This window comes from Salicola sp. AFF1, assembly GCF_056783195.1.
Genome location: NZ_JBXAYL010000007.1, coordinates 80,576 through 107,268, shown reverse-complemented (window position 1 = coordinate 107,268; position 26,693 = coordinate 80,576). Strand labels below are relative to the sequence as shown.

21 protein-coding genes and 5 tRNA genes are annotated in these 26,693 nt (G+C 60.2%); 8 read left to right on the top strand and 18 right to left on the bottom strand.

All coding sequences use genetic code 11. The features are described 5' to 3' along the window. Window positions 1-12: 12 nt before the first annotated feature. The 5 genes from AC1RQI_RS06565 to hemN all read left to right on the top strand — a co-directional run bounded on the left by AC1RQI_RS06565 (window position 13) and on the right by hemN (window position 5,324). Window positions 13-531: a FixH family protein gene (locus tag AC1RQI_RS06565; protein WP_481904113.1), complete on the top strand. Its 519-nt coding sequence runs from the start codon at window positions 13-15 to the stop codon at window positions 529-531. Then, window positions 528-3,026, top strand: a complete 2,499-nt coding sequence (locus AC1RQI_RS06560) for a heavy metal translocating P-type ATPase (RefSeq protein ID WP_481904112.1) — start codon at window positions 528-530, stop codon at window positions 3,024-3,026. The genes AC1RQI_RS06565 and AC1RQI_RS06560 overlap by 4 nt, the downstream gene beginning before the upstream one ends. After that, window positions 2,995-3,156 carry a cbb3-type cytochrome oxidase assembly protein CcoS gene (gene ccoS, locus AC1RQI_RS06555; RefSeq protein ID WP_481904111.1) on the top strand — a complete coding sequence of 54 codons (162 nt, stop codon included), beginning with the start codon at window positions 2,995-2,997 and terminating at the stop codon, window positions 3,154-3,156. The genes AC1RQI_RS06560 and ccoS overlap by 32 nt, the downstream gene beginning before the upstream one ends. Then, window positions 3,153-3,848 (top strand): sulfite exporter TauE/SafE family protein, encoded by a 696-nt coding sequence (locus AC1RQI_RS06550; protein ID WP_481904110.1) that lies wholly within the window; start codon window positions 3,153-3,155, stop codon window positions 3,846-3,848. The genes ccoS and AC1RQI_RS06550 overlap by 4 nt, the downstream gene beginning before the upstream one ends. Window positions 3,849-3,929: 81 nt before the next feature. Further along, on the top strand, window positions 3,930-5,324 hold the full coding sequence (gene hemN / locus AC1RQI_RS06545) for an oxygen-independent coproporphyrinogen III oxidase (protein ID WP_481904109.1): 1,395 nt from the start codon (window positions 3,930-3,932) through the stop codon (window positions 5,322-5,324). 9 nt (window positions 5,325-5,333) lie between these two features. Here hemN and ttcA read toward each other — a convergent pair whose 3' ends face one another. Then, window positions 5,334-6,206: a tRNA 2-thiocytidine(32) synthetase TtcA gene (gene ttcA, locus AC1RQI_RS06540; protein ID WP_416634373.1), complete on the bottom strand. Its 873-nt coding sequence runs from the start codon at window positions 6,204-6,206 to the stop codon at window positions 5,334-5,336. 107 nt (window positions 6,207-6,313) lie between these two features. On the opposite strand from ttcA, the gene AC1RQI_RS06535 reads away from it, so the two are divergent. Beyond that, complete coding sequence (locus tag AC1RQI_RS06535; protein WP_481904108.1) at window positions 6,314-6,955, top strand: DNA-J related domain-containing protein; 642 nt, start codon at window positions 6,314-6,316, stop codon at window positions 6,953-6,955. Further along, window positions 6,952-8,004 (top strand): polysaccharide deacetylase family protein, encoded by a 1,053-nt coding sequence (locus AC1RQI_RS06530; protein WP_481904107.1) that lies wholly within the window; start codon window positions 6,952-6,954, stop codon window positions 8,002-8,004. Before AC1RQI_RS06535 ends, AC1RQI_RS06530 begins: the two co-directional genes overlap by 4 nt. A gap of 3 nt (window positions 8,005-8,007) precedes the next feature. Here the strand turns inward: AC1RQI_RS06530 and AC1RQI_RS06525 are convergent, their stop codons facing one another. The 15 genes from AC1RQI_RS06525 to AC1RQI_RS06455 all read right to left on the bottom strand — a co-directional run bounded on the left by AC1RQI_RS06525 (window position 8,008) and on the right by AC1RQI_RS06455 (window position 21,883). Beyond that, on the bottom strand, window positions 8,008-8,910 hold the full coding sequence (locus AC1RQI_RS06525) for a MalM family protein (RefSeq protein WP_481904106.1): 903 nt from the start codon (window positions 8,908-8,910) through the stop codon (window positions 8,008-8,010). Window positions 8,911-8,995: 85 nt separating this feature from the next. After that, on the bottom strand, window positions 8,996-10,600 hold the full coding sequence (locus AC1RQI_RS06520) for an OmpP1/FadL family transporter (protein WP_416634369.1): 1,605 nt from the start codon (window positions 10,598-10,600) through the stop codon (window positions 8,996-8,998). 35 nt (window positions 10,601-10,635) lie between these two features. Beyond that, on the bottom strand, window positions 10,636-11,670 hold the full coding sequence (locus AC1RQI_RS06515; RefSeq protein ID WP_416634368.1) for a transporter: 1,035 nt from the start codon (window positions 11,668-11,670) through the stop codon (window positions 10,636-10,638). A 67-nt stretch (window positions 11,671-11,737) separates the two neighbouring features. Beyond that, window positions 11,738-12,538: a C39 family peptidase gene (locus AC1RQI_RS06510; RefSeq protein ID WP_416634367.1), complete on the bottom strand. Its 801-nt coding sequence runs from the start codon at window positions 12,536-12,538 to the stop codon at window positions 11,738-11,740. A 208-nt stretch (window positions 12,539-12,746) separates the two neighbouring features. Then, a complete protein-coding gene (locus AC1RQI_RS06505; RefSeq protein ID WP_481904105.1) occupies window positions 12,747-14,615 on the bottom strand; it encodes a SurA N-terminal domain-containing protein in 1,869 nt (622 codons plus the stop codon). An 85-nt stretch (window positions 14,616-14,700) separates the two neighbouring features. After that, window positions 14,701-14,777: transfer RNA gene (locus tag AC1RQI_RS06500), tRNA-Asp, on the bottom strand. A 27-nt stretch (window positions 14,778-14,804) separates the two neighbouring features. After that, complete coding sequence (hupB, locus tag AC1RQI_RS06495) at window positions 14,805-15,077, bottom strand: nucleoid-associated protein HU-beta (RefSeq protein WP_416634365.1); 273 nt, start codon at window positions 15,075-15,077, stop codon at window positions 14,805-14,807. A 207-nt stretch (window positions 15,078-15,284) separates the two neighbouring features. Then, window positions 15,285-17,702, bottom strand: a complete 2,418-nt coding sequence (gene lon, locus AC1RQI_RS06490; RefSeq protein WP_481904104.1) for an endopeptidase La — start codon at window positions 17,700-17,702, stop codon at window positions 15,285-15,287. A 163-nt stretch (window positions 17,703-17,865) separates the two neighbouring features. Then, window positions 17,866-19,149, bottom strand: a complete 1,284-nt coding sequence (clpX, locus tag AC1RQI_RS06485; RefSeq protein ID WP_481904103.1) for an ATP-dependent Clp protease ATP-binding subunit ClpX — start codon at window positions 19,147-19,149, stop codon at window positions 17,866-17,868. 84 nt (window positions 19,150-19,233) lie between these two features. Next, window positions 19,234-19,869: an ATP-dependent Clp endopeptidase proteolytic subunit ClpP gene (gene clpP, locus AC1RQI_RS06480; protein ID WP_416634362.1), complete on the bottom strand. Its 636-nt coding sequence runs from the start codon at window positions 19,867-19,869 to the stop codon at window positions 19,234-19,236. 89 nt (window positions 19,870-19,958) lie between these two features. After that, window positions 19,959-21,263, bottom strand: coding sequence for a trigger factor (gene tig / locus AC1RQI_RS06475; protein WP_416634361.1), 1,305 nt, complete (start codon window positions 21,261-21,263; stop codon window positions 19,959-19,961). A gap of 155 nt (window positions 21,264-21,418) precedes the next feature. Then, window positions 21,419-21,503, bottom strand: a tRNA-Leu gene (locus AC1RQI_RS06470). A gap of 41 nt (window positions 21,504-21,544) precedes the next feature. Next, a tRNA-His gene (locus tag AC1RQI_RS06465) sits at window positions 21,545-21,620 on the bottom strand. 65 nt (window positions 21,621-21,685) lie between these two features. Beyond that, window positions 21,686-21,762 (bottom strand) — tRNA-Arg (locus AC1RQI_RS06460). A 44-nt stretch (window positions 21,763-21,806) separates the two neighbouring features. Beyond that, window positions 21,807-21,883: transfer RNA gene (locus tag AC1RQI_RS06455), tRNA-Pro, on the bottom strand. 141 nt (window positions 21,884-22,024) lie between these two features. Between AC1RQI_RS06455 and folD the strand changes: the two genes are divergently transcribed. After that, window positions 22,025-22,876 carry a bifunctional methylenetetrahydrofolate dehydrogenase/methenyltetrahydrofolate cyclohydrolase FolD gene (folD, locus tag AC1RQI_RS06450; protein WP_416634360.1) on the top strand — a complete coding sequence of 284 codons (852 nt, stop codon included), beginning with the start codon at window positions 22,025-22,027 and terminating at the stop codon, window positions 22,874-22,876. Window positions 22,877-22,998: 122 nt separating this feature from the next. Here folD and AC1RQI_RS06445 read toward each other — a convergent pair whose 3' ends face one another. Continuing rightward, complete coding sequence (locus tag AC1RQI_RS06445) at window positions 22,999-25,179, bottom strand: malate synthase G (protein ID WP_481904102.1); 2,181 nt, start codon at window positions 25,177-25,179, stop codon at window positions 22,999-23,001. Window positions 25,180-25,313: 134 nt separating this feature from the next. After that, window positions 25,314-26,690 carry a cysteine--tRNA ligase gene (gene cysS / locus AC1RQI_RS06440; protein ID WP_416635586.1) on the bottom strand — a complete coding sequence of 459 codons (1,377 nt, stop codon included), beginning with the start codon at window positions 26,688-26,690 and terminating at the stop codon, window positions 25,314-25,316. Window positions 26,691-26,693: the final 3 nt, after the last annotated feature.

Sequence of the window (26,693 nt, the reverse complement as noted above, 5' to 3'; positions counted from 1 at the left end):
ACCGGATGCACCATGACCGATAACGACACCAACCGCCCCTGGTACCGGGAACCCTGGCCCTGGGTTCTCATCGCGATTCCCGGCGTCACCATCCTCTGGAGCGTCTTCCTCATCCTGTTCTCCTTTGAACAGCATGTATCGATGGTCGAGGACGACTATTACGACAAGGGGATGGGCATTAACCGGGAGCTGTCCCGCGATATCAAGGCCGCCGACCTCGGTTTGAGTGCCCGTGTCACCTTTACCGACGAACAACGGCTGAATGTTGTGCTGGAATCCCCCAAACGCCGAAACTGGGAGAGCCTCCAGGTGGGACTCTCCCATGCCACGATCGGGGGCCATGACCAGACCGTGACGGCCAGCCGGGTGGGCAAAGGCCGCTATCGTGCCCGCATTGAGCCCTTGACCGACGCACGCTGGTACATCGATATCCGCAATCCAGGCAATGACTGGCGCCTGCGCGGTCTCCTCAAAACCCCACTTGACGAACCGCTGACCCTGAAGCCGGTTCGGGAAGCCCACCAGCAATGACAGCGGCATCCGGGGCCTGCTTTCACTGCCAGGAACCGCTGCCTGAGACGCCCCCCGTCACTGACGAATTCGGTGGGCGTACGCACGCATTCTGCTGCGAGGGATGCCGCGCGGTTTCCCGCATTATCCGCAATGAAGGGCTGGACCGTTTCTACCAACAGCGCGAAGGCCCCATTACCACCCCGGACCCGGTCGATGAACGGGTGCGCGACGAATGCCTGCACTACAACGACCAGCAGCTTCTGGATGACGTTGTCCATCCAAGAGAGGACGGCCTCCATGAGACCTGGCTGATGATCGAGGGCCTTAGCTGCGCCGCCTGCATCTGGCTCATCGAACATCACCTGGCCCGCTTTGATGGTCTCGAATCCATCAACATCAACCACAGCACCCAACGCGCCCATCTGGTCTGGAATCCCAACGCCACCGGACTGGGCAACCTGCTGCTGGGGATCCGTGAACTGGGCTTCCAGGCCTCACCTTTCCGGCCCGGTGAATGGGAACAACAGATCCGGGCCCAACAGAAACAGGCCATGATCCGGATCGGGATCGCGGGTATTGCGGCCCTGCAGACGATGATGCTGGCCTATCCGCTCCAGTTTGGGCTCAACACCGACTCCAATCCGGCCATGGTTCAGCTTTTCCGCTGGGCCAGTTTCGTTATTGCCACCCCGGTAGTGCTCTACAGCGCCGTTCCGTTTTTCCGGGCCGCAGCGCGCGATATCAGGCATCGGCATCCGGGGATGGATGTTCCGGTGTCCATCGCCATCCTTGCCGGGTATCTGGCCAGCGCCCGGGTTACGCTGCTGGGGGGTGAGCACGTCTATTTCGAGTCAATCTGCATGTTCACCTTCTTCCTCGGCATCGGGCGCTTCCTTGAAGGGCGCGCCCGCTACCGGGCAGGCCTGGAAAACCTTTCTCTCATCAATGCCATGCCCGGCACAGCCCGCCGCCTCCACAACGGTACCGAGACCGTAGTGCGCGCCCGGGACCTGGCCCCGGGCGACCGCATCCGGGTCCGGCCGGGCGATACCCTGGCCGCTGACGGCCGCATTGTTGAAGGCCAGTCGGCGCTGGATGAATCCATGCTCACCGGGGAATCCCTGCCGGTGAGTCGGGGACCGGGCGATCCCGTCTCGGCAGGCACCGTCAACACCGAGAATCCGTTGGAGCTGGTTGTTGATCAGGCCGGCGACAACACCCGGCTTTCCGCGATTACACGACTTCTGGACCGGGCCCAGGCGGATAAGCCCCGGACCCAGCAGCTGGCCGACCGTATCGCGGGTGTTTTCGTTTCCGCCGTTCTGGTGATCGCCGGCGCTACCTGCCTGGGCTGGTGGTTCCTGGATCCAGCCCGGGCCTTCCCGGTTACCCTTGCTGTTCTCGTGGCAACCTGCCCCTGTGCGCTGTCACTGGCAACGCCAACCGCCCTGACCGTGGCGACCAACCGGCTGCGCCGTGCCGGATTCGTTCCCACCCGGGGAACCACCCTGGAAACCCTGAACACGGTGGATACCCTGGTCTTCGACAAGACGGGTACGCTCACACGCGGCCAGCTCAGCATTGCCGGTGTCCATCCCTGCCCCGGTGTTTCCGGCCCCCATTGCCGGGCGCTTGCCGCGGGGCTGGAACAGGGATCGGAGCACCCGATCGCCAGGGCTTTCCAGGACGAGGCAACGGCGGACATTACCCAGAGGGAGACCCATCCCGGCGGCGGGGTAACCGGTGTTTGTGACGGCCAACGGATCGCTCTGGGCCGGGCCGACTTCGTGGCCTCTGAACTCGGCCTGGCACCTCCAACAGATGCGGAGAGCGACGCCGCCCTCACCATCCATCTGGCCAGCGATTCAGGCTGGCTCGGACGGATCACCCTGGATGATACCCTGCGGGAAGACGCCGCGACGGTAGTGGGGCACCTGCGCACGCAGGGCTGGCACTGCGTGCTTCTGAGTGGCGACCATTCCGGCCAGGTGGCACGGGTTGCCGAGACCCTCGGTATCGAACACAAGGAAGGCCGGCTGTCCCCCGAGGATAAACTGGCACGCATCCAGGCTCTGGAGGCGAAGGGCCACAAGGTGATGATGGTGGGCGACGGGCTCAATGACCTGCCTGGGCTGGCGGGGGCACGGCTGTCCGTGGCCATGGCCGGCAGCAGTGACATTGCCCGGCTGCGAGCGGACGCCGTAGTGCTCGGGGAGCGGCTGGCCCCGCTTCTGGAAGCCCTGAGGGTCGCCCCGCTGACCCGCCGGATCATCCGCCAGAACCTGGCCGTATCCCTGCTGTACAATGCCGCCATCCTGCCCCTGGCCATGGCCGGCCTGGTGATCCCATGGATCGCGGCAGCCGGGATGTCCGCCAGCTCGGTGGTGGTCGTCATGAATGCGCTGCGTTTGGGAGGAATGAACCCCCATGGCAATACTCTACATACTGATTCCGCTGTCACTGATTCTGTTGGCGATCGCCGTGAGAGTGCTCATCTGGGCAGTGCGCAATGATCAGTTTGATGATCTGGAAGGGCCCGCCCACCAGATCCTGTTCGATGATGACGAGGAGCGAATTCCCCCGGAAGCCCGCCAGCATTCGGAGCAGGATCACGACCGGGACGAGGCGCAGAAGCCGGAATGAATGAGGCGCTCATCACCACCCTTGGCTCAGCCTTCCTGATCGGGTTCCTCGGTAGCACCCACTGTCTCGGCATGTGCGGCGGCATTGCCAGCTCGCTCAGCCTGGCGCTGCCCGTAGGCCCGGGCTACCGGCGCCGCCAGCTGTCATTGCTGGCGGGCTACAACCTCGGACGGATCCTGAGCTACAGCCTGATCGGCCTCATTGCCGGCCTGCCTGGCGCCTGGCTGACCGAAGGGGTGCCTGGCGCCGGCATGGTCCTGCGCACTCTCGCCGGCATTGTACTCATTCTGCTGGGGCTGGCCGTTGGCCAATGGTGGCAGGGGATCATGGGCCTTGAGCGTATTGGAGCCCCATTATGGCAGCGCCTGGCGCCACTGACCCAGCGCTTTATGCCGGTTGATCGCCTAAGCCGTGCGCTGCCTCTGGGGCTGCTCTGGGGCTGGCTGCCCTGTGGTCTCGTTTACAGTACCCTCGCCTGGGCCCTCACCCAGGGTGACGCGCTCCTTTCGGGGCTGCTCATGTTCTGCTTTGGACTGGGGACAGTGCCGGCCATGGTCGCCACCGGACTGCTGGCCAAACGCATCACCCACCTCCGCCAATCCACCACACTTCGCCGCGTCACTGGCCTGGCCCTGATTCTTTTCGGCCTTTGGACCATTCCCTGGATCCGACACCTGATCCTGCCCCACTGAAGAGGCTTTGACCGATGTCAACAGCCCAATCCCGCCGCTGCGTTACGCTGATCCTAATTCAGCACAGTGGCGGAGGGCATCATGGACTCAGAACGCATCAACCTTCTCTGGGATCCAGAGCTGATTGAACGCTACGATCTCTCCGGACCCCGCTACACCTCTTACCCCACCGCCCTTGTCTTCAACGAGGACTTTAACGGCGACGCGTTTGCCCAAACCCTTCAGCGAAGCCGGGCCTCTGGCGCACCACTGTCCCTCTACCTGCACATCCCGTTCTGTGCACACCTGTGCTATTACTGCGCCTGCAACAAGATCGTTACCCGCAAACGCGAGCGTGCAGGTCCCTATCTGGAGCGGGTGCACCGTGAGATCGCGCTGCGTTCCGAACAATTCGGTGGCCAGGACCGCCCGGCCACCCAGCTTCACTGGGGCGGTGGTACCCCCACCTTCATCAGCCACGAGCAAATGCGCGAGCTGATGGGCGTCCTGCGCCAGCATTTCAATCTGGCGGATGACGACAGTGGCGACCATTCGATTGAGATTGATCCGCGCGAGTGCGGTCCCGATACCCTTGAGGTGCTGCGGTCGATCGGTTTCAACCGCATCAGCCTGGGCGTTCAGGACTTCAACCCCACGGTTCAAAAGGCGGTCAACCGCGTGCAGCCCTACGACATGGTGGCCAACCGGATCCACACCGCAAGGGAGCTGGGTTTTGGGTCCATCAGCATGGACCTGATCTACGGTCTTCCTCACCAGACCCGGGAGACTTTTCAGGAAACCCTCGACAGGGTACTGGAACTCGAACCGGACCGGCTCTCGGTGTTCAACTACGCGCACCTGCCGGACCGCTTCATGCCGCAACAGCGAATCCGCGAGGAAGATCTCCCCTCACCGGAGGACAAGCTCGGCATTCTGGAGGACACCATTAACCGGCTGCTTGAGGCCGGCTACGTCTACATCGGCATGGATCACTTCGCGCGTCCTGACGACACGCTGGCCAAGGCCCAGCGCAACGGGGAACTGCACCGCAACTTCCAGGGCTACACCACACACGGGGAATGCGACCTCATCGGCATGGGCGTATCCGCCATAAGCCAGGCAGCGGGCAGCTACTTCCAGAACCACCATGACGAAAGCGCGTGGAATCTGGAGCTCGACTTCGGGCGCACGCCCCTGAAAAAGGGCTACCAGCTGAGTGACGACGACCGCCTACGCCGCGCCGTTATTATGGAGCTGATCTGCCACTTCAGCCTCGACAAGCAGGCGTTTGCCGCTCGTTGGGGCATCGCCTTCGACCAGATTTTCGCGGATACACTGCCCGCCCGACAGACCATGCAGGCGGATGGACTGATTGAAGAGGACGCGGGGCATCTGACGGTGCGCACCCCGGGGCGCCTGCTGATCCGTGCCATCTGCCAACTGTTCGACGCCCACGCGCAGCAGGCACAGAGCGGACGCTATTCGCGGATCATCTGACTCCGGCCATCAGAGGTTGAGCACCTCAACCGTTCCATAGTCGGTTCCGGGCTCGGCGCGCTGGGGCGCTTCGGGTACCGGCCCCTGCCCGTCGCCGTTCCCCGAAAAGTCGTAAAGCTGCGGATCCGCCAGGTGGGACGGTGCAACGTTCTGCAGGGCCCGGAACATGTTTTCAATACGCCCCGGGAACCGATGGTCCCAGTCGTTGAGCATGTCCTTGACCATCTCGCGCTGCAGGTTCTCCTGGGAACCACAGAGGTTACAGGGAATAATCGGGAAGTCACGCAGCTCCGCGAACCGGCTGATGTCTTTCTCACGGCAATAGGCCAATGGCCGGATCACGGTATTGCGGCCGTCATCGCTGAACAGTTTCGGCGGCATGGCTTTAAGCGTGCCTCCATGGAACATGTTCAGCATCATGGTCTCCAGGATGTCATCCCGGTGATGGCCCAGCGCGATCTTGGTGCAGCCATTCTCCTCCGCGAAATTGTAGAGGATGCCCCGCCGCAGACGGGAGCACAGCCCGCAGGCTGTTTTGCCCTCGGGAATCTTTTCTTTCACGATGCTGTAGGTGTCCTTCTCCAGCACCTGGAAGGGAACCTCCAGCTGCGCCATGTAATCCGGCAGCACATGCTCCGGAAAGCCCGGCTGTTTCTGGTCCAGGTTCACCGCAAGAAGCTCGAAGTTCACCGGTGCGCGATGGCGCAGGATCATCAGCATATCGAGCATGGTGTAGGAATCCTTGCCACCGCTGAGACAGACCAGGATCCGGTCGCCTTCCTCAATCATGTCGAAATCCGCGATCGCCCGCCCCGTCTCACGCTGCAGTTTCTTCTGAAGGCGCTTGCACTCGTCGCGTGGATTGGTGGAAGTCTTGTCCATGATGGTTGGCCCTGGTCATACGATTTGGCTGCGGATTATACCGGAGAGTCACCGGCTGCAACCAACCGCAATTTGCATTGCTCGCGCTGGCAACGCATAGTTTGGGCATGATGGATTCAACAGCGCCACTGAACGGGACCGAAGACGACGCACTGCAAGCGCTGGTCGAGCGCATCATGGATGCCTCGGAGGCGTTGCTGCGCACCCATCCCGACGGCATGAGCGAACTGGCAATGCTGCGCGCGCTCCAGGACGAGCCCTGGCGGCTGTTCGACAACATCGATTTCAGCTCTCCGACGGCCCTCTACCCGGCCCACTTTCTCCTGTTCCACAGCCTGTACCGGCAACGGGAACGCCTGGCGGCGGAGCACTCGGAAACCATCGACATCAATGCCCTCAACATCCGCATACGGCCAACACACAGCGCGGAACACCAACACGCAGGCCAGTATGATGCGCTCCACGCATTCTACCGCGACCTGGCCAATCATGATCTGGCCGAGGGTACCATCAACCGGATGCTGGACGACTTCTGGCAGGGCATCTCGCGCCCGGCGGATGATGAGCTCGCGCAGGCCTGCCACACGCTTGCCATTGATCATCCGCCGCCTGACCTGGGGACCGCACGCAAGGCGTTCCGGCGCCTGGCCATGCGCCATCACCCGGACCGGGGAGGCTCCAATGAACAGCTCCAGGCCCTGAACCGGGCCATGGCGACCGTCAGACATCATTTCCGAGGACAGCCATGACGCACACGCCACTAGTCCGTTTTGCAGCCACCACGGCCCTGACGCTGGGCCTGGCCGCCGGTGCCCATGCCGGAGTCGCCACCCTCGTATACCATCATGTGTCCACCGAGACACCGCCTTCTACCACGACGTCCCCACAACTGTTCCGGGACCAGCTGGCACTGATCGAGGAACTCGATATGGAGCCGGTCTCAATCACGCCCGAGCGCATCCAGGCCACTCTGGACGGCAAGGACGCAGAAACCATGGGCGTAGCCCTGACTTTCGATGATGCCCATGAAAGTGTCTACACCAAGGCATGGCCGATTCTCAAGGAAAAAGGCATTCCCCTGACGGTATTTGTGCTGAGCGGCTCCGTGGGCGACCGAGGCTATATGAACTGGGAGCAGCTGGGAGAAATGGCGGAACATGAGCTGGTGACCATCGGCAACCACACCCTGAACCATGGCAGCATGCTCAGGCGGCCAGAGGAGAGCGCCGAAGCCCATGGCGAGCGCATCGCCAAAGAGCTGGACAAGGGCGCCCAGCGCATTGCGGAGGCCATTAGTGTTGAAACCGAGCTTTTCGCCCATCCCTACGGGGAATTCTCGCAACCGGTGCTGGATGCTCTCGAAGAACGTGGTTGGTACGGCTTCGCCCAGCATTCAGGCGTGATCGGTGAAAACGCCCATTCCGGCGCCATGCCCCGATTCGCGGTCGCGGATGCCTATGGCGGTATCGACACGCTCAGGAACAAACTGAAAGCACGCAATTTCCCGGTTCCCAGGACGGAGCTGCCCAACCCGGTCATCAACGCCAACACCACTCCCCTTCTGGAGATGACTCTGCCGCAAGGCTGGGACAGTGCCCGCCTGAACTGCTTCGCCTCAGGCGAAGGGCGTATGCAGGTGGATGCGGAAGAGGTGGCGAAGGGGCTGCAAATCCGCGTTCAGGCCGACAACCCTATTAAAGCGCGCCGTGCACGCTACAATTGCACTTACCCTGCGGGCGAGGGTCGCTTCTACTGGCTTTCACAGCCATGGTTCAACCCGCAAGCACCAGAAGGCTGACGCCTAATCGACCAGATGCAGCGACAGGCTGCCTGACGGTTCGTGGGTCAGCCTGTACCGCTGGCCCTCAACGCCAACTTCGGTACTGGATTCCAGATCCGCGGACCGCGTGAAAACGACCAACCAGCGTTCATCGGATTCCGGCCGCAATGCCACCCGCGCCTCCATGTGACCATAGCGACGCCAGGTCTCCGGGCTGTGGGCCATGACGATGTCGGTCACCATCCGCACCGGCTGGAACCCGTCATCCAGGAACACCGCATTCGGAACCAGGAAACCACCGTTACGGATGAAACTGCGAATACGCAGCAGCGATTGCTTCGGCTCCCGAGGCAAGCGTACCAGCATGAAACGGCTTTTGCCTGTGGCAAACCGGTGAACGTCCGCTTCTTCGCCAAGACTGACCGCAAGCGAACGTTCTGGTTCCAGTTGCTTGTAAGAAAGGCGTGGCAGGTTCCGACAACACTGTTGCGAAAATGCATCCAGTCGATTGGATCCCTCTTCATCCAGCCCCATAACGGCCGCCGCTTCGGAATCCTTCCGGAATCCAGGCGCGGCTACGCTTGCGGCAGTCGTAACACGGGCCTCGGAAGCCTGCTTGGGCGCCGACTCGCGCATGACGCGCCCCATGCTCTCTTCTTCATAAAGGTAGGGCGTGTTGAAGACGCGACCCCGGGCGTTCCGCCAGCTGTAAAACAGCTCTTCCGGTTTCCCTTGGCGCTTTGTCTCCCCGGCATCGGGGTACTGCTGAAGATTGAATTCCGGATGGGAGGTTTGATCCTGTTGGCGGGATGGCTCCCCATCGCCATTACCGGCATCTTGCGCACCGCTGGAAGCGGCCCCGGACCCATCCTGGCTACTGGCGGAAAACCGGACCTGGCCCCTTTCATCCACCCAGGTACGCATGCCAGCCGTGGACTCCCCGGAGCCTCCCCCCGCACAGCCGCTACCCCCCAGAACCACAAGAAGCAGCAACGCCAGACGGCGTTTGTCAGAACCGGCTCCGGATAGTGAGGTTGGCAAAAGTGAGCGTCGTCTCGGTCTTAACATCCAGGCCTGCGTACGGGTTGTAGACGATATTCGTGATGTCCGTGCAATTGACGTTGCAACTTGAGTCCGCCGGAATGTTCTGGGTGCTCGAGAACCGGCTCAGGCTCATGTCAATATGCGTGTGCTTGGACCACTGGTAACCAAACCCAACGCCGTACATTGTTCCTTCGCCGATCGGCGAGAAAAGGCTCTCCGCGCCGTCGGGAATGGCGGTGCTGCGATGCTGGGCGCCCATCCTGAGATCCAGGCGATCATTCACATGCAGGGTGGCACCATAGCCAAGGTTCCACACGTCCGTAAACTCGCGGGCGATTTTCAGGGTCTTGGGCGTTGCTTTCTCCGGCGACAGGATCCGGGCCGCGTTCAGGAACTCAAGTTCGCGGTCAAATTTAAGCTTCAGGTATTTCTGCGATGACAGATCAACATAATCCATATCAGCGTTGAAAGTGAGAAACGGCATAACACGCATGCTAACCCCAGTGGAGAAATGCTGTGGATAGCTCTCATCAATGCTGACATGGCCTTCTTCCTTGGGAACCCCGGAAGGAAGGCTCAGGATTGCCGCACCAATGGCGCCCAGAACCGAACTGTTCACGCTCTGCCAGAAGCCTGACCAGTCCTCTGTGTAATCCAGCTGAAAGTCCCCTTTCAGGCTCATATCATCGCCGGAGCTGTATTGGGCCCCCCAGGTGAACCAATCCCTGGGCTCCCAGAGCACGCCCATCTTATAGCTCGTTGAAAGACTCTCCTCCGCACGGAAATTCATGTTGCCAATATCCTGAAAAGGACCGATCTTCCCCCCACACAGGGCCAACCAGGGGGCAAGCGGCTCCTGGGCCTCTTCATCGCAACCGAACGCATCCTGAAGGGTCGCCCCTACGCCCACCAGCATGTTGGGAGCCCGCGTCAACTGATTGACCTCAAGCCCCTGATGGGAGAAGTGGATGCCCGCCCCGACTGTCCAGTTGTCATTAACCTCGTAGGATACGGTTGGCGAAAGGTAGGTCACGCGCTGGATAGCCGCCTGTGTGGGCTGATAGCGCCCCGGGTCATCTTCCTCCCGGGAAAAACCGCCTGAGTTTTCGATAAAGGCCGCGTTGCCAAAGGTCAGTTTGGAACCAGGCGGCTGAATACTGAAACCTGCATTGAAGGGCGCCGCCGGGCCAACGCTTTCCATCAAGCCGATACCGGGTATGAAGTTAGCGCCAACATCGGTACGGCTTTTGGTGTTGGCTACCGGATCGTTTTCGGCGCATTCGATACCGAAGACATCACACCCCTCTTCCGGCACTGTAAATTCCGCCTCAAAAACGGTACTCAGCATAGCCCCACCCAGCTCCCACTGGCGGCCCTCAAGCCGGCTCAACCCTGCCGGATTGCGACGGATGGCCATGACCCCCGGGGGATCGGCCGTAACCGCGTTCCCCAGGGCAGCGGCCTTGGGGTGCACCAGAAGTTGGTGGCTGAACTGAGCCTGTACCCCAGCGGATACGGTCGCCAGTGCCAATGCGCCGAAAACGCGTTTAACGGCACCATTCGCTCGCATGAATCCCAGCTCCTTATCGCCCTTGATCCACCGCATCAGGATGATTCAGACAGACCGGAAATATTGATGGGCATGGACACGCCAATCGTGAAATCCGGCGCCCCACGGGTCATCCCAAAGCCCACGCTGGTGTTGACGATGGTCTTATCGCTGATCCGCGTTCCCAATGACATGTTGATGATACCGGCCATCTGGGAACTGGCTGTGGCCTCGCTCCCATCATTGAACTTGAGGACGGTCTCATCGTTGTAAGTGAGCTGGACGGACATGCTCAGGGAAATGTCGTAGGACAGGGAATAGGAGAAACCACCAGACCCCGACAGTGTGAAACCGGGATCAAGTTCGCGCAGCAGGCGCCCACCCCGCACCTGCTTCAGGTCCTTTTCCTGATGGTTATAGCGGAGACTCCCCGAGCCAAACAGCACAACCGGATCCAGTACCTTGGAGACACTCGCACCCCCGCCCAGCGAGTAGTACCCGCTGCCCGTCGACAGCTGACGATTGGTGTCGATCTGGTAGGGACTTACCCCGGTCTTGGTGTTGAAGGTACCGAACAGCGTGGTCGACATGGTGCCAGGCACATGGGGGTTCGGTTGCCAGCGCGCGGTGAATGAAATATCACCCACGTCGTTGACGTTCAGATCCTCCTGGGTATCAAACTTGGTCGACAAGGGGATCCGCGTGCCCAGTGTCAGATTGTCGTAGAACCCATAATCATAGGAGAAGGAGTTGGTGAAATTGTGGGTTGCTTCAGGGGTAACATCCAGATTGCGGACCTGGCTGTTGACGACCTCCATATCCAGGTTCTGGCTCCCCGAGTAGGAGTAGTTGAAGGAATAGTTCAGCGACTGCTTCCCCTGACCCAACAGCGAATAGTTCTTTTCAGCAGCCTCGAACACTTCCTCCAGCTGTTCGGTGGAATCCTCATCCCCTTCCTGCTGGGCAAGCGCCTCCCGGGCATCATCCACGCTGGCCCCATTGCCATCGCTGTTCTGCTGGGCGGCCACTGGCACTGCCAGGGTACAAAAGCACACAACTCCCGCGAGATGCCAAAGCACAGAGCGCGTCATAACGGATCCCCAGTATCCAGTTCGAAGCATAAAACCACCAATTGCCTGACTCTTTCGTCCATGACCCTCAGCGGTCACGGAAATAGAGTTGTTTGCGCGTGTTCTCCACGCTACCGTCCGGATTGTTCTTGAGCCGCTCAAGTTCGTTCTGGATATCCCACATGAGCGATTCATGGAATGCCGGGAACGTCTGGCGCGCCTGCAATGTCAGCGTCTGGTCATCAATGAACCGCATGTCTTCTTCCTTGAGCACCAGGTTATTCAGCGGCGGCTCTTCCCCCGGAAAAACGATGAAAAGAACGTTTTTGGCCCACTTTTTCTTGAACTCATGCAGAGTAAACGAGAGGTTCCCGGCGGCCGGATCCGCGACGAAAACACGCCCCTCCCGGATGTCTCGCACCACTACAAAATGTTCGAAACCGGCATGATTGATGGGAACAATCGCAGGATGATCCAGCTCCGCCAGATCGGAAATCTCAGCGCGAAAACCGCCGGACGGAAAGCCCAGCTCGGTGACGAGGCGCTTCATGTCCAGCAGCGAAAAAGCGCGACGCTCGACAATGCGCTCGCTCTCGCCAAACTGAAGCAGCCCCTCCATCACCTTGCGCTCATTGAGGTTCTGCCCTACGTAATGGCGCAGGATCGTGGTCAGCGACGCCGCGCCACAACTGTAGTCATACTGTTGGCGCACCACGTTACGGAACTTCTGTGCCTTGAGCGGCTCCGCCTGATAGCGGTGCAGGAGCGAATCCGGACTCTCATTATAGTGCTGCTCATAGATGAAGGTCCCTTTCGGATGGGGCTCCACCTCAACGACTTCCTGCGTCATGGAGAAAGTCAGCAGTGATCCGGCCAGTACGAAAAGCATGAAACGCCTGTCCCCTATAAACCCGACGGTAGACGGTACCGGCGGAAACCATAGCGAATTTGCGGCAAACGGAAAGATAACTGGTCCTCAATTCTCGGCCTCATAAGCCTTTGGAATTCGGACCATTCCCGGGAAGGGATTCATTTTGTGACACAGGTGGAAAGGCGATGGAGCCGGGTTTGACGGCCCGGCTCCGGAGGGAGGGGGATCAGTTACGTGTGATATCCGCCTTCGAGCGCAGGGACTCGATGTAGGCCTGGAATGCAGACTGTCCATGGCGCCGCCCCAGTGAGGAGCGGAGCCTGGAAGCCATCGTTTCCACCGTTTCGGAGTCCGCCGAATGGACCGCCTCCAAACGAACCAGGGCCACGGCATCGGGAAGCGACACAATACGCGTTCTGGCTTCATCACCTTGTGGTGCCGGCATTGTGAAAGCAGCCTCACGGATCGGCGCAGCCACCTTCCGGGAGCGCCGGTTGACGTCCTCAACGGACTGCCATTGCACACCGTCCGAGAACGCTGGCTCTGGCAGGGAGCCACCAGCCGACAGGGTCGAAGCCATGTCTTTAAGCGATTGCGTTATCGCCTTACGCGCTTTCTTCTGGCGTACCAGTTGAGCGACCTCATCACGCACAGCCTCGAAGGATTGCTGTTCGCGCGGGTGGTACTCCCGGACCCGAGCCACAACCGAGACGCCATCCTTAACCTCGACCACCTCGGTGTTAAAGCCTTCTTCGCGCACGTCCGTGCTGAACAACTGCTCCCGCAGGCCCTCATGGTCAAAGGGCGGCTCCCCCTGCCCCGGACGGACTCCCTGGCGGGTCTGGATGGAGGCACCAATCAGCTCCGCGGGGGCCTCAAGATCGTACTCGGAGTACGCCATATCAGCCAGTTTCTGGCTGAGCTCCACATACCGGCGTTCGGCCCGCTCCTTCGCGATCGTCTTACGCAATGAGGCCTCCATGCTTTCAAAGCTCGGAGGGTCCTCCTTACGAACCTCCAGCAGCTTAATAAAATGCTGGCCGAAGGATGTTTTGACAGGACCAACCACCCTGCCGGTTTCCTCGATGCCAAAGAGCGCCTCGGCGAACGATTCGTCGAAATCCTCACGCGACGAGAAGCCAAGCCGGCCACCATCGTCCGCGGTGGCACTGTCATCCGAATACTTCTTGGCCAATTTGGCAAAGGAGCGCCCATTTTCCAGCCCCTTCTGGACCGCTTCAACGGCGGCCTCGGCCTCTTCGCCTTCCCCGCTGATCAGAATGTGAGCAGCATTGCGCTTCTGATTTCCCTTCATGGTCTCAAGGCGTTCACGATAACGCTTCCGGACCTCGCTCTCCTTGATGTCATCCGGGTTCACCAGATTGGTCTGATCCAGGGTGATCCAGGCCGCATCCACGGACTCGGGCTGAACAAACCGGTCCTGATTGTTCTCATAGAAGTTCTTGAGTTCCGATTCGGACACGGCCTTCCCTTTGGCCCTTTCTTCAACCGACACCTCAAGCACCGACAAATCCCGGGTCTGGGCCAACAGCTTCGCCACCCGTTTGGTCTCCGAAGGCGCGCTGAAGGCACTGCCCTGGATCACGCCCTGAACAACCCGGCTCAGCTGATCCTGTTCAAGCATGTTGCGGAACTGCTTCACCGTCATGCCCTGGTTTCGCACCGCCTGGATGAAGCGCTCCTGGCTGAACTCACCATCGACCTTGAACTGTTCCGCCTGGGTAATCATCTGATCAAGGTCGCGCTCGGAAAGCTGCAAGCCTCTGGAGCGAATATCCTGATTGATCAGTTCATCCCGGATCAGCGACTCCATAACCTGTTCGTTGAGACGGTCCATGTCGATTTGGGAAGAGTCCGGATTCTCCATCTGCTGCAGCTTTCTCTGGCGCCGAAGTTGAACGCCACGCTCAAACTCCCGTTCCGTGATGGGCTCGCCGTTGACCGAGGCGATCTCGTTCTCTCCGCTGCCACCCACAATGGAGTCCAAACCCCAGATGGACAGGGACAGGATCAGGACCACGATGATGGTCTTGGCGATCGTTCCCTGGGCGTTCTCCCGGATGTTCTGAAGCATTCCTCGCTCCCCTGTGCCCGCACTTCCACGGGTGACCTGTGTTTAACGTAAAAGGGCGCATCCCTTGCGGCATGCGCCCACAGACTGGCGGAGCGGACGGGACTCGAACCCGCGACCTCCGGCGTGACAGGCCGGCATTCTAACCAGCTGAACTACCGCTCCTACAAAACCGTATGGCGGGATGGACCGTTACTGGACGGCGTCTTTAAGGGCTTTGCCTGCCTTGAAGCTGGGAACCTTGGAAGCAGCAATCCGGATTTCCTCGCCGGTCTGCGGATTGCGACCGGTGCGCGCGGCACGCTCCTTCACGGAGAAGGTCCCAAAGCCAACCAGTGTAACCGGATCGCCATTTTTCAGTGAACCGGTGATGGAGTCAACCATCGCGTCCAGTGCACGACCCGCTGCGGCCTTGGAAATATCGGCAGAATCTGCGATAGCGTCGATCAGTTCGGACTTGTTCACACTAAACCCCTTTCTCTATCTGGTTCCATGTTTAGACGTTATGTTTTTCTTCGGCGCCAGTGACTATGGCATACGCCATCGGAGAATTCCATGGCCGCAGGCCGGGAAACCCCTCACCCTGCGAGCCCTGACAGGGTGGCCCATGGCTCCGCTGCGAGGCGGAGTACGTTATACCAACGGCCTTTAAACGGTGTCAATGACGCGTTCTCAGTGGGTGTTCACCCGCTCGCCAGCTTCAGCCTCGTCATCACGGCCTCCAGGATGCGCTGGCGCATCAGCGGGCAACGGCTCCGGCTGCTCAGTCAGGGCGATATCAAGTACCTGGTCGATCCATTCCACCGGACGGATATCCAATGATTCCTTGATGTTATCCGGAATTTCCTTCAGATCGCGTACGTTTTCCTCCGGAATAACCACTGTCTTGATCCCGCCGCGATGGGCTGCCAGCAGTTTCTCCTTGAGCCCACCGATCATCAGCACCCGCCCTCGGAGCGTGATCTCGCCGGTCATCGCCACATCGGCACGAACCGGGATACGCGTGAGTGCGGAGATCAGCGACGTGCACATGCCGATGCCCGCGCTGGGGCCATCCTTAGGCGTAGCACCTTCCGGAACATGGATGTGCAGATCATGCTTCTCCTGGAAACCCGATGCCAGGCCCAGCCCGGGAGCACGACTGCGTACCACCGTCAGTGCCGCCTGGATGGACTCCTGCATGACGTCACCCAGCGAACCGGTCTTAACCACCTTGCCGTTGCCGGGCGTGACCGCGCACTCCAGTGTCAGGAGCTCACCCCCCACCTGGGTCCAGGCCAGACCGGTAACCTGCCCGATCTGGTTTTCAGCCTCCGCAAGACCATACTTGTGACGGCGAACCCCGGCGTAGTGCTCCAGCGTTTCCGGCGTCACCTCGACCGCATGACGCTCGCCCGCTTCCACGTGCTCACGGACCACCTTGCGGCAGATCTTGGCGATTTCGCGCTCAAGATTCCGCACACCGGCCTCACGGGTGTAATACCGGATGATGGCCAGCAGGGTCTCCTCTGGCAGGCTCAGTTCCGACTCTTTGAGGCCATTGGACTTGAGTTGCTTGGGCAGCAGGTAGCGCCGGGCAATGTTGACCTTCTCATCTTCCGTGTACCCGGGGATACGGATGATTTCCATCCGGTCCAGGAGCGCGTCCGGAATGTTCATCGAGTTCGAGGTGCACACGAACATGATGTCCGAAAGGTCGTACTCAAGCTCCAGATAATGGTCACTGAACGTATGATTCTGCTCAGGGTCCAGGACTTCCAACAGCGCCGATGACGGATCACCCCGATGGTCCATGCCCATCTTGTCCACCTCGTCCAGCAGGAACAGCGGATTCTTGACGCCGACCTTGGACAGGCGCTGGATGATCTTACCGGGCAAGGCCCCGATGTAGGTGCGACGGTGGCCACGGATCTCGGCTTCGTCCCGAACACCGCCCAGCGCCATACGCGTGTACTTGCGATTGGTCGCCCGCGCTATGGACTGCCCCAGCGAGGTCTTGCCCACGCCAGGCGGCCCCACGAGGCAAAGCACCGGTCCCTTCACCTTGCGCACACGGCTCTGAACCGCCAGGTATTCCAGGATCCGCTCCTTGACCTCTTCAAGCCCGTAATGGTCCTCATCCAGGATGCGCCGCGCGCGATCGATATCATGACGAACACGGCTGCGCTTCTTCCAGGGAATGGACAGCATCCAGTCGATGAACCCGCGGACCACCGTGGCTTCCGCGGACATGGGCGACATCATCTTGAGCTTATTGAGCTCCTGCTCGGTCTTCTCACGGGCCTCCTTGGGCATGCCCGCGGACTCGATCTTCTGCTCCAGCTCCTCGAAATCCTGGCCACTGCCATCGCCGAGCTGGCCCATCTCCTTCTGGATGGCCTTCATCTGTTCGTTCAGATAGTACTCGCGCTGGCTGCGCTCCATCTGCTTCTTGACGCGGCCCCGGATGCGCTTCTCCACCTCAATCAGGTCGATTTCGCTATCCAGCTTGCCCAGCAGCTGTTCAATACGCTGGCGCAGATCAAGGGTCTCGAGCAGCCCCTGCTTTTCGGCCACTTTCAGCTCAAGATGGGACGCCATGGTATCCGCGAGGCGGTCCAGCTCCTCAATGCCCTGCAGCGTGTTCTGGACTTCGTTGGGCACTTTCTTGGACATACGCGCGAACTTTTCGAACTCTTCCATCAGAGTCCGCACGAAGACTTCTTCCTCGCGCGCGTCCACTCCCGTCTCCGGAAGCTCACGACCACTGGCGGTCACGTACTGATCGTCCCCACCAAGTTCATCCACGGACGCCCTGGCGTGGCCTTCAACCAGCACCTTAACGGTGCCGTCGGGCAACCTCAGCATCTGCAGAACGGTCGCGATGGTACCGATGCCATAAAGATCCGTGCGACCGGGATCGTCGGTCTCCGCATCCCTTTGGGCAACAAGCAGGATCTGCTTGTCGTTCTCCATGGCGGCTTCAAGGGCTTTGATGGACTTGTCACGCCCGACGAAGAGCGGAACCACCATATGCGGGAACACCACCACATCACGCAACGGCAACATGGGGAGTTCAAACGGCGAATGGCCCTGGGGCTGCTCTGTCATGATCTGACCTCTGAACTGGGGATATGAACGAAAACGCGGGATCCTGCAAGCGGGCACAGTCCCGTTTCGCGGGTAACTGGATTAAGGATGGGGGTTAAGATGGGAACCTTCAACCCGCCGCCAGCAGGATGCTGGCCGACGGGCCGAGGTGGAACTGCTGGAATCAGTCCTCCGGAACCGCGCGCGCGGTCTCGTTGTTGGCGTAGATCCGGATCGGGTCGGACTCCCCGTTCACCACACCTTCGTCAATCACAACCTTGCTCACATCCGGCTCGGACGGGATCTGATACATGGTATCCAGCAATATGCCTTCCAGAATGGACCTCAGTCCGCGGGCGCCCGTATTGCGCTCCATGGCTTTGCGCGCCACGGCACGCAGGGCATCTTCACGGAAGTCGAGCTCCACATCCTCGATCTCGAACAACTGCTGGTACTGCTTGGTCAGCGCGTTCTTCGGCTGGGTCAGGATCTCAATCAGGGCATCCTCATCCAGCTCGGTCAGTGTCGCGACAACCGGAAGACGTCCCACGAATTCCGGGATCAGCCCATAGTTCACCAGGTCCTCGGTCTCAATCATCTTGAGGATTTCCGAGGAACTCTTGCCATCGGACTGGCTGACCACCTGGGCCGCAAAGCCAATACTGGTCTTTTCGGAACGGTCACGGATGACCTTGTCCAGCCCCGAAAAGGCCCCCCCGCAGATGAAGAGCATGCCAGCGGTATCCACCTGCAGGAATTCCTGCTGAGGATGCTTGCGGCCACCCTGGGGCGGAACCGAGGCCACGGTGCCCTCGATCAGCTTGAGCAGCGCCTGCTGAACCCCTTCCCCCGACACATCACGGGTGATGGAGGGGTTATCCGACTTGCGCGATACCTTGTCGATCTCGTCAATGTAGACAATGCCACGCTGGGCCTTATCGACATCGTAGTCGCACTTCTGGAGCAGCTTCTGGATGATGTTCTCAACATCCTCGCCCACGTAACCGGCTTCAGTCAGCGTGGTGGCGTCGGCGATGGTAAACGGCACATTCAGCATGCGCGCCAGCGTCTCCGCCAGCAGCGTCTTACCACTGCCGGTAGGCCCGATCAGCAGGATGTTGCTCTTGCCGAGCTCCACTTCCGGGCGCTTCTCGCCGAAGCGCAACCGCTTATAGTGGTTGTACACCGCTACCGACAGCACCACCTTGGCACGATCCTGGCCGATCACGTACTCGTCCAGCGTCTCCTTGATTTCGTGCGGAGAGGGCAGACGTTCGCTGGGCTCTTCCTCTGTGGTCTCCTGGATTTCCTCGCGAATGATGTCATTACACAGGTCCACGCATTCATCGCAGATGAACACCGAGGGGCCCGCGATCAGCTTGCGGACCTCATGCTGGCTCTTGCCGCAGAAGGAACAGTACAGCAGCTTGCCGTTATCGTCGCCCCTGCCGCTACCTTTCTCTGCCATTGAATTACCTCTGTTCTGGTTCCGGCCGCCTTGCTATGACCGCCTACTGCGGTCGAGCGACAGAAATGGGGATTGGTACCAGTATTATGTATTCCCCGGGCGTTTATCAAGTACGGCATCCACGAGTCCGTACTCCGCGGACTCCCTGGCGTCCATGAAATTGTCCCGGTCCGTGTCCTGGGCGATCTGCTCGTAGGTCTGCCCGGTATGCTCTGCCAGGATGCTGTTCACCTTCTCCTTGGTCTTGAGAATCTCGCGGGTATGGATCTCAATGTCCGAGGCCTGGCCCTGGAAGCCACCGAGCGGCTGGTGGATCATCACCTTGGAATTGGGCAGGCAATAGCGCTTGCCCTCCGCGCCCGCAGCCAGCAACAGAGCGCCCATGGAGGCCGCCTGACCCACGCAGAGCGTGGACACATCAGACTTGATGAACTGCATGGTGTCATAGATCGCCATGCCAGCTGTCACCGCCCCACCCGGAGAATTGATGTAAAAATGGATGTCCTTATCCGGATTCTCGGATTCCAGGAACAGCAGCTGCGCCACAATCAGGTTGGCCGTGTGGTCATCCACCGGACCAACCAGGAAAATCACGCGCTCCTTGAGCAGCCGGGAGAAGATGTCAAAGGACCGTTCACCCCGGGCGGTCTGCTCGATCACCATCGGAATCAGGCCGGAGTTGGTGACGTCGCTCGCGCCGTCGGAAATCTGCTGTGTCATGGGTATTGTCGTCTCCCGGTTGTTGCCTGTTTGGCGGGTTTCAGAACCCCAATTGTAGATGAGCTGGCCGGTTTTTCACCCCCGGAGCCTCACGCGCCCTGCTCTGGCGGCTTCACAGCATCCTCATACTTGTATTTCTTCTGCTTGACCTTGGCGTTTTCAAGGACATGGTCCACAACCTGGTCCTCAAGCACAGAGGATTCAATCTGCTGCTTTTCCTGAGGATTGTTGTTGTAGTACTCAACCACTTCGTCCGGATCCTGGTACGTGGAAGCAATCTCGCGGATCTTCTCGTCGACCCGTTCGCTGTCCACCTCAAGACCGGCATCCTGAACCACCTGCTGGAAGATCAGGCCAGTCTTGATACGACGCTGGGCCTGGTCCTGGAAGAGCTCGGAAGGCAGCTGTGACGGATCCATCTGACCGCCGAACTGCTGGACCGCTTCCTGCTTCATGCGCTCAATTTCCTGATCCACCATGCTTTGCGGCACTTCAAGCTCGGTCACCTCCAGCATGCCGTCGATGACCTGCTGCTTGATCCGGTTCTGGATCCCGTTCTTGAGCTCACGCTCCATGTTCTTGCGGACTTCCTCGCGGAATTCCTCTTCGGTTTCGGCTTCCACACCGAACTGCTCGAAGAACTCCTTTTCCAGTGCCGGAAGCTGGGGCTCTTCGACCTTCTTAATGGTAACCTGGAACTGCGCCTGCTTACCCGCCAGTTCCTCGTTCTGATAGTCCTCGGGGAAAGTCACCTCAAGGGTGTGTTCCTCACCGGTCTTGGCGCCAATCAGCTGGTCCTCGAAACCGGGGATCATCTGTTCCTCGCCCAGGGTCAGCTGCTGGTCTTCGCCACTACCACCCTCAAACTCTTCACCGTCGATCGTGCCGGTGAAATCGATGGTCATCAGGTCCTTCTTCTTGGCCTTGCGCTTGACCTCCTTGAAGGTTGCCTGCTGGCGGCGCAGGTTGTCGATCATCTTGTTGATGTCCTTGTCCTGAACCTCGGACCAGGGCTTCTCAACGCTGATCTGGCTCAGGTCGCCAACCTCGACCTCCGGCATAACCTCAAAAACGGCAACAAATTCAAAATCCTTGCCTTCTTCAACCGTCTTGGGCTCAAGGCGTGGCTGGCCCGCCGGCTGCACATCCTGTTCCTGGATCGCCTCCATCCAGGCGTTGCGCATCACCTCGCCGAGGACTTCCTGGCGCACGCTCGGACCAAAACGCTGGCGCACCACCTTCATCGGGACCTTGCCCGGGCGGAAACCGTTGAGACGTACCTGTTTCGCGGCTTCGCGCAGGCGTTGATCCACCTGCTGCTCAACTTCCTCCGCGGGCACGCCAATCGTCATGCGACGCTCGATGTTGGAGGTCGATTCAAGAGAGACTTGCATGGAATATCCTCAGTTATTGCCGTTCCGATTCAATGTAAAGCCGGGGATCATAGAAATGTGAAAGCGACTTGGCAAGGCCGCAGCATTCGGGGCGCTGATTCTATCATGATCTGACCGCGCACTCCGAGGGGAAAATCCGGGATAGAAAAGAGAAGTGGTGCGAAAGGAGAGACTCGAACTCTCACGGGTTGCCCCACTGGAACCTAAATCCAGCGCGTCTACCAGTTCCGCCACTTTCGCCCATTGAAAAGATCAGCGCCTGATGGCTGGAAATAAGAAAATGGGGTGGACGAAGGGGATCGAACCCTCGACCGCAGGAGTCACAATCCTGAGCTCTACCAACTGAGCTACGTCCACCACTGAAAGTGCGACATTCTAACGCACCTGAAGCACTTCACCAAACACCGCCTGCACCAGAAGGTTGGCGCGCCCGGCAGGACTTGAACCTGCGACCTACGGCTTAGAAGGCCGTTGCTCTATCCAGCTGAGCTACGGGCGCACATCTATCCGCCCACAACGGCCCGCCCGATGAGTATCAAAAACTGGTCGGGGTAGAGAGATTTGAACTCCCGACATCCTGCTCCCAAAGCAGGCGCGCTACCAGACTGCGCTATACCCCGAAAACTCACTCACGCCGGCTCTCAGCGAAGTCGAGGCGAATCATACCGAGGGCTATTAAGCGCGTCAATACGATTGGCGACCGAAAGGAAAACTGCGACAATAGCCGCTTTTCCGGTAACCACCCTTAACAAGGCCCCTGTATGACAGCGCAGACCATTGACGGCAAGGCTATCGCCCTCGATCTCCGCCACTCGGTAGCGGAACGCATCAGCCAACGGGTCAGCGCGGGGCAGCGAGCGCCTGGTCTGGGTGTTGTACTGGTTGGCAGTGATCCGGCCTCCAACCTTTATGTCAAGCGTAAGCGCGAAGCCTGCGCGGCAGCCGGGCTTCATACCGAGGACCACCACCTGCCAGCGGAGACCACTCAGGAAGAACTCAACCAGCTGGTGGACCGGATGAATGAAAACCCGGACATTGATGGCATTCTGGTTCAGCTCCCCCTGCCGGCCCACATGGACCCGGATGAAATCCTGCTGCGGATCCGCCCGGACAAGGACGTGGACGGCTTCCATCCGTACAACGTCGGGCGCCTGACCCAGCGCAGCCCGGAGCTGCGCCCCTGCACACCTGCCGGCATCATTCACCTTCTCGACCACATCGGCACCCCCTACAAGGGCCAGCACGCGGTCATCGTGGGCGCCTCCAATATCGTTGGTCGCCCTCTCTCAATGGAACTGCTGCTTAAGGGCGCGACGGTCACTGTGACTCACCGGTTCACGGGCGATCTGCCGCGTTTCGTGGCCGACGCGGACCTGCTGATTGCCGCTGCCGGCAAACCGGGCCTGGTCCACGGCGATTGGATCAAGGAGGGGGCAACGGTCATTGACGTGGGCATCAACCGCACCGAGGAAGGCAAGCTGATCGGCGATGTGGAATTCGCTCCGGCCGCGGAACGCGCCGCCTGGATCACCCCCGTGCCCGGCGGCGTGGGGCCCATGACCATTGCCATGCTGCTGCAGAACACCCTGGAAGCCGCCGAGCGCCACGGCTGACTCCACCTGCGCTTTCCGAGGCGCTCGAGGAGAAGGAGTCCCCGCCCCCTTCTCTTCCGCCACCCCAAAACCAAAAAACCCCGCCGAAGCGGGGTTTTAGTCCAGCCAGTTCAGGCTCTACCTCACTGACCGTACTTGGCCTTCGCCTTGCGACGGTAGGCATGGAGCAGCGGTTCGGTATAGCCACTGGGCTGTTCGCGCCCCTTGAAGATCAGGTCACACGCTGCCTGGAAGGCCACGTTGCCCTCAAAATCGTCCGCCATGGGAATATAGTTTGGATCACCCTCGTTCTGGCGGTCCACAACCTTGGCCATGCGCTTAAGCGTCTCCATCACCTGCTCTTCGGTACAGACACCGTGATAGAGCCAGTTGCTCAGCAGCTGCGAGGCGATCCGCAGCGTTGCCCGGTCTTCCATCAGCCCCACATCATTGATGTCCGGGACCTTGGAGCAGCCCACGCCCTGCTCGATCCAGCGCACCACGTACCCGAGAATCCCCTGGGCGTTGTTGTCCAGCTCCTGCTTGATCTCAGCATCACTGAGCGCGGATGGGTCCTTCATCAGCGGCACTGTCAGGATGTTGTCCAGGCTGGCACGCTCGCGCTGGCTCAGCTGATCCTGAACGGCCATTACGTTGACCTGCTGATAGTGAATGGCATGCAGGGTCGCCGCGGTCGGTGACGGAACCCAGGCCGTATTAGCGCCAGCCTTGGGATGGCTCACCTTGGCTTCCATCATGGCCGCCAGCTTATCCGGCATGGGCCACATGCCCTTACCAATCTGGGCACGACCCTTGAGGCCGGTTTCCAGGCCAACGTCCACGTTCCAGTCCTCGTAGGTGGTCATCCAGGGCGCCTGCTTCATCTCGCCCTTACGGATCATGGGGCCGGCTTCCATACTGGTGTGGATCTCGTCGCCCGTCCGGTCGAGGAAGCCAGTGTTGATGAAGATGATGCGGTCTTTCGCCTGGCGGATGCACTCCTTGAGGTTGACCGTGGTCCGTCGCTCCTCGTCCATCACGCCCACCTTGAGGGTGTTGCGCGTCATCCCGAGCGCGTCCTCGACACGCCCGAACAGTTCGTTGGTGAACGCCACCTCGTCCGGGCCGTGCATCTTGGGCTTCACGATGTAGACACTGCCGGTACGGCTGTTACCCAGGCGGGTATTGCCCTTGATGTCATGAATGGCGATCAGGGAGGTGATCATGCCGTCCATGATGCCCTCGGGCACTTCGTTGCCGTCCGCGTCCAGTATGGCGTCGTTGGTCATCAGGTGGCCGACGTTTCGCACCAGCATCAGGCTGCGGCCGTGCAGGCTCAGCGGCTTGCCCTGGGCATCCCGATACTCCCGGTCAGCGGCCATGCTCCGGGTTACGGTTTTACCGCCCTTCTCGAAGCTCTCTTCCAGGTTGCCCTGCACCAGGCCAAGCCAGTTGCGGTAGACCCCCGTCTTGTCTTCCGCATCCACCGCGGCAACGGAATCCTCACAATCCATGATGGTGGTCAGCGCGGATTCCATGGCCACGTCCTTCACGTGCGCCGCGTCATCCTTGCCGATCGGGTGGCTGGCGTCGATCTGGATCTCCATGTGAACCCCGTTACGCACCAGCAGCACACCATCCGGCTCGCCTTCGCTGCCCTTGTAACCCACGAACTGGGAGGGGTCCTTGAGCCCGCTCTCGCCGCCGCTGCTCAGGCTGACCTTCAACTGACCGCCTTCGATCCGGTACGCCGTGGCATCGGCGTGGCTGCCGTTTTCAAGCGGTGCCGACTCGTCGAGCACGCCACGGGCATAGGCGATCACCTTCTCACCGCGGACCGGGTTGTAACCCGGCCCCTTGGTGGCGCCGCCTTCCTCGGAGATGATATCGGACCCGTAGACCGCATCGTACAGGCTCCCCCAGCGCGCGTTGGCCGCGTTCAGCGCGAAACGGGCGTTGGAGATGGGCACTACCAGCTGAGGCCCCGCAACCTGGGCGATCTCTTTGTCCACATTCTCGGTGGTCGCGGTGAAATCCGCGCCTTCTGGCTTGAGGTAGCCGATGTCCTTCAGGAAGCTTTTGTACTCATCCAGGTCAATGGACTGGCCCTTGTGCTCGCGGTACCAGCTGTCCAGTTTTTCCTGGAGTTCATCCCGGACCTGGAGCAGCTCGCGGTTGCGCGGCGCCATATCCGCCACGATGCGACCAAACTCGTTCCAGAACTGCTCGGCATCCACGCCCGTTCCCGGGATGGCTTCGTTATTAACAAAGTCGTACAAGAGTCGGGCGACCTGCAGGCCACCAGCATTAACGCGTTCTGTCATCTTTTCGCCTCAGATTGCTGTTTTGATTTACTTTTTAGTCATCGATAGCCGGCCGAACCCAAGATCTGAGCCGGCGCTCACGAATTCAGCGTGGGCGTATTCTAAGTCAAACCCACCGCCCAAGGACAGACGCCTTACTCCCGGCGCCAGGTGGTGCCTTCCCGGCTGTCTTCCAGCACAATCCCCTGCTCGCGGAGCTCGTCCCGGATCCGGTCGGCCTCGGCAAAATCCCTCGCCTTCTTGGCCTGGGCACGCGCCTCGATCAATGCGTCGACCTGTTCCGGTGTCAGGTCGCCCGTACCACGGCGCAGAAAGTCCGCAGGCTGGCGCTCCAGAACGCCCAGAACGGACCCGAGGCGACGCAGCACCCCTGCCAAGCGAGCAGCCTCTGCGCCTTCGCTATTGCGGCGGGCACGGTTGAGTTCAGACGCAACCGCATGCAGCTCGGCGGTCGCCTCCACCGTGTTGAAATCATCATCCATGGCCTCGGTGAATCGCCGGTCGTGCTCGGTTTCCGGTGGCTCCACCTCCGGCTCTACGCCATCCAGCGCCTGATAGAACTTCATCAGCGCGCCCTTCGCCTCGGCCAGGCTATCTGGGGTGTAGTCAATCTGGCTGCGGTAGTGGCTGGCGATCAGGAAGTAGCGCACCACCTCTGGGTCATGGTTCTGGAGAATATCGCGGATGGTGAAGAAGTTACCCAGCGATTTTGACATCTTCTCGTGGTTCACACGGACGGCCCCAGCGTGCATCCAGTAGTTCACGAACGGCTGGTCGTGGGCACACTCGGACTGGGCAATCTCGTTCTCATGGTGCGGGAACATCAGATCCGGACCGCCGCCATGGATGTCAAAGGTCCGCCCGAGGTGGGAACGGGACATGGCAGAGCACTCAATATGCCAGCCCGGACGGCCCTCGCCCCAGGGCGACGGCCAGGCCACTTCACCAGCCTTGGCCGCCTTCCAGAGCACAAAATCCGCCGGGCTGGCCTTGGCGTCAGCGACCTCCACCCGGGCACCGGCAACCAGATCCTCCAGCTTTTTGCGACTGAGCTTGCCGTAATCCTGGAAGGCGGAAACTGCAAAATAGACATCACCGTTATCACCCTGGTAGGCATATCCCTTATCAACCAGGGACTCGATCATGCGGATCATCTCATCGATGGTCTCGGTGGCGCGTGGCTCCTCGGTGGGCCGCAGCACAGCCAGCGCGTCCTCGTCCTCGTGCATGGCCGCGATCATACGCTCGGTCAGCGCCCGGAAGTCCTCGCCATTATCCCGTGCCCGATCCAGGATCTTGTCATCAATATCGGTGATGTTACGCACGTAATGGACGTCGTAGCCGCGGTGGCGGAGGTAGCGCGTAATCACATCAAACGCCACCAGAACCCGCGCATGCCCCAGGTGGCAGTAGTCATAGACGGTCATGCCACAGACGTAGATGCCCACCTTACCGGCTTCCATGGGCTGGAATACTTCCTTGCGTCGACTGAGGGTGCTGTAGAGCTGGATCAC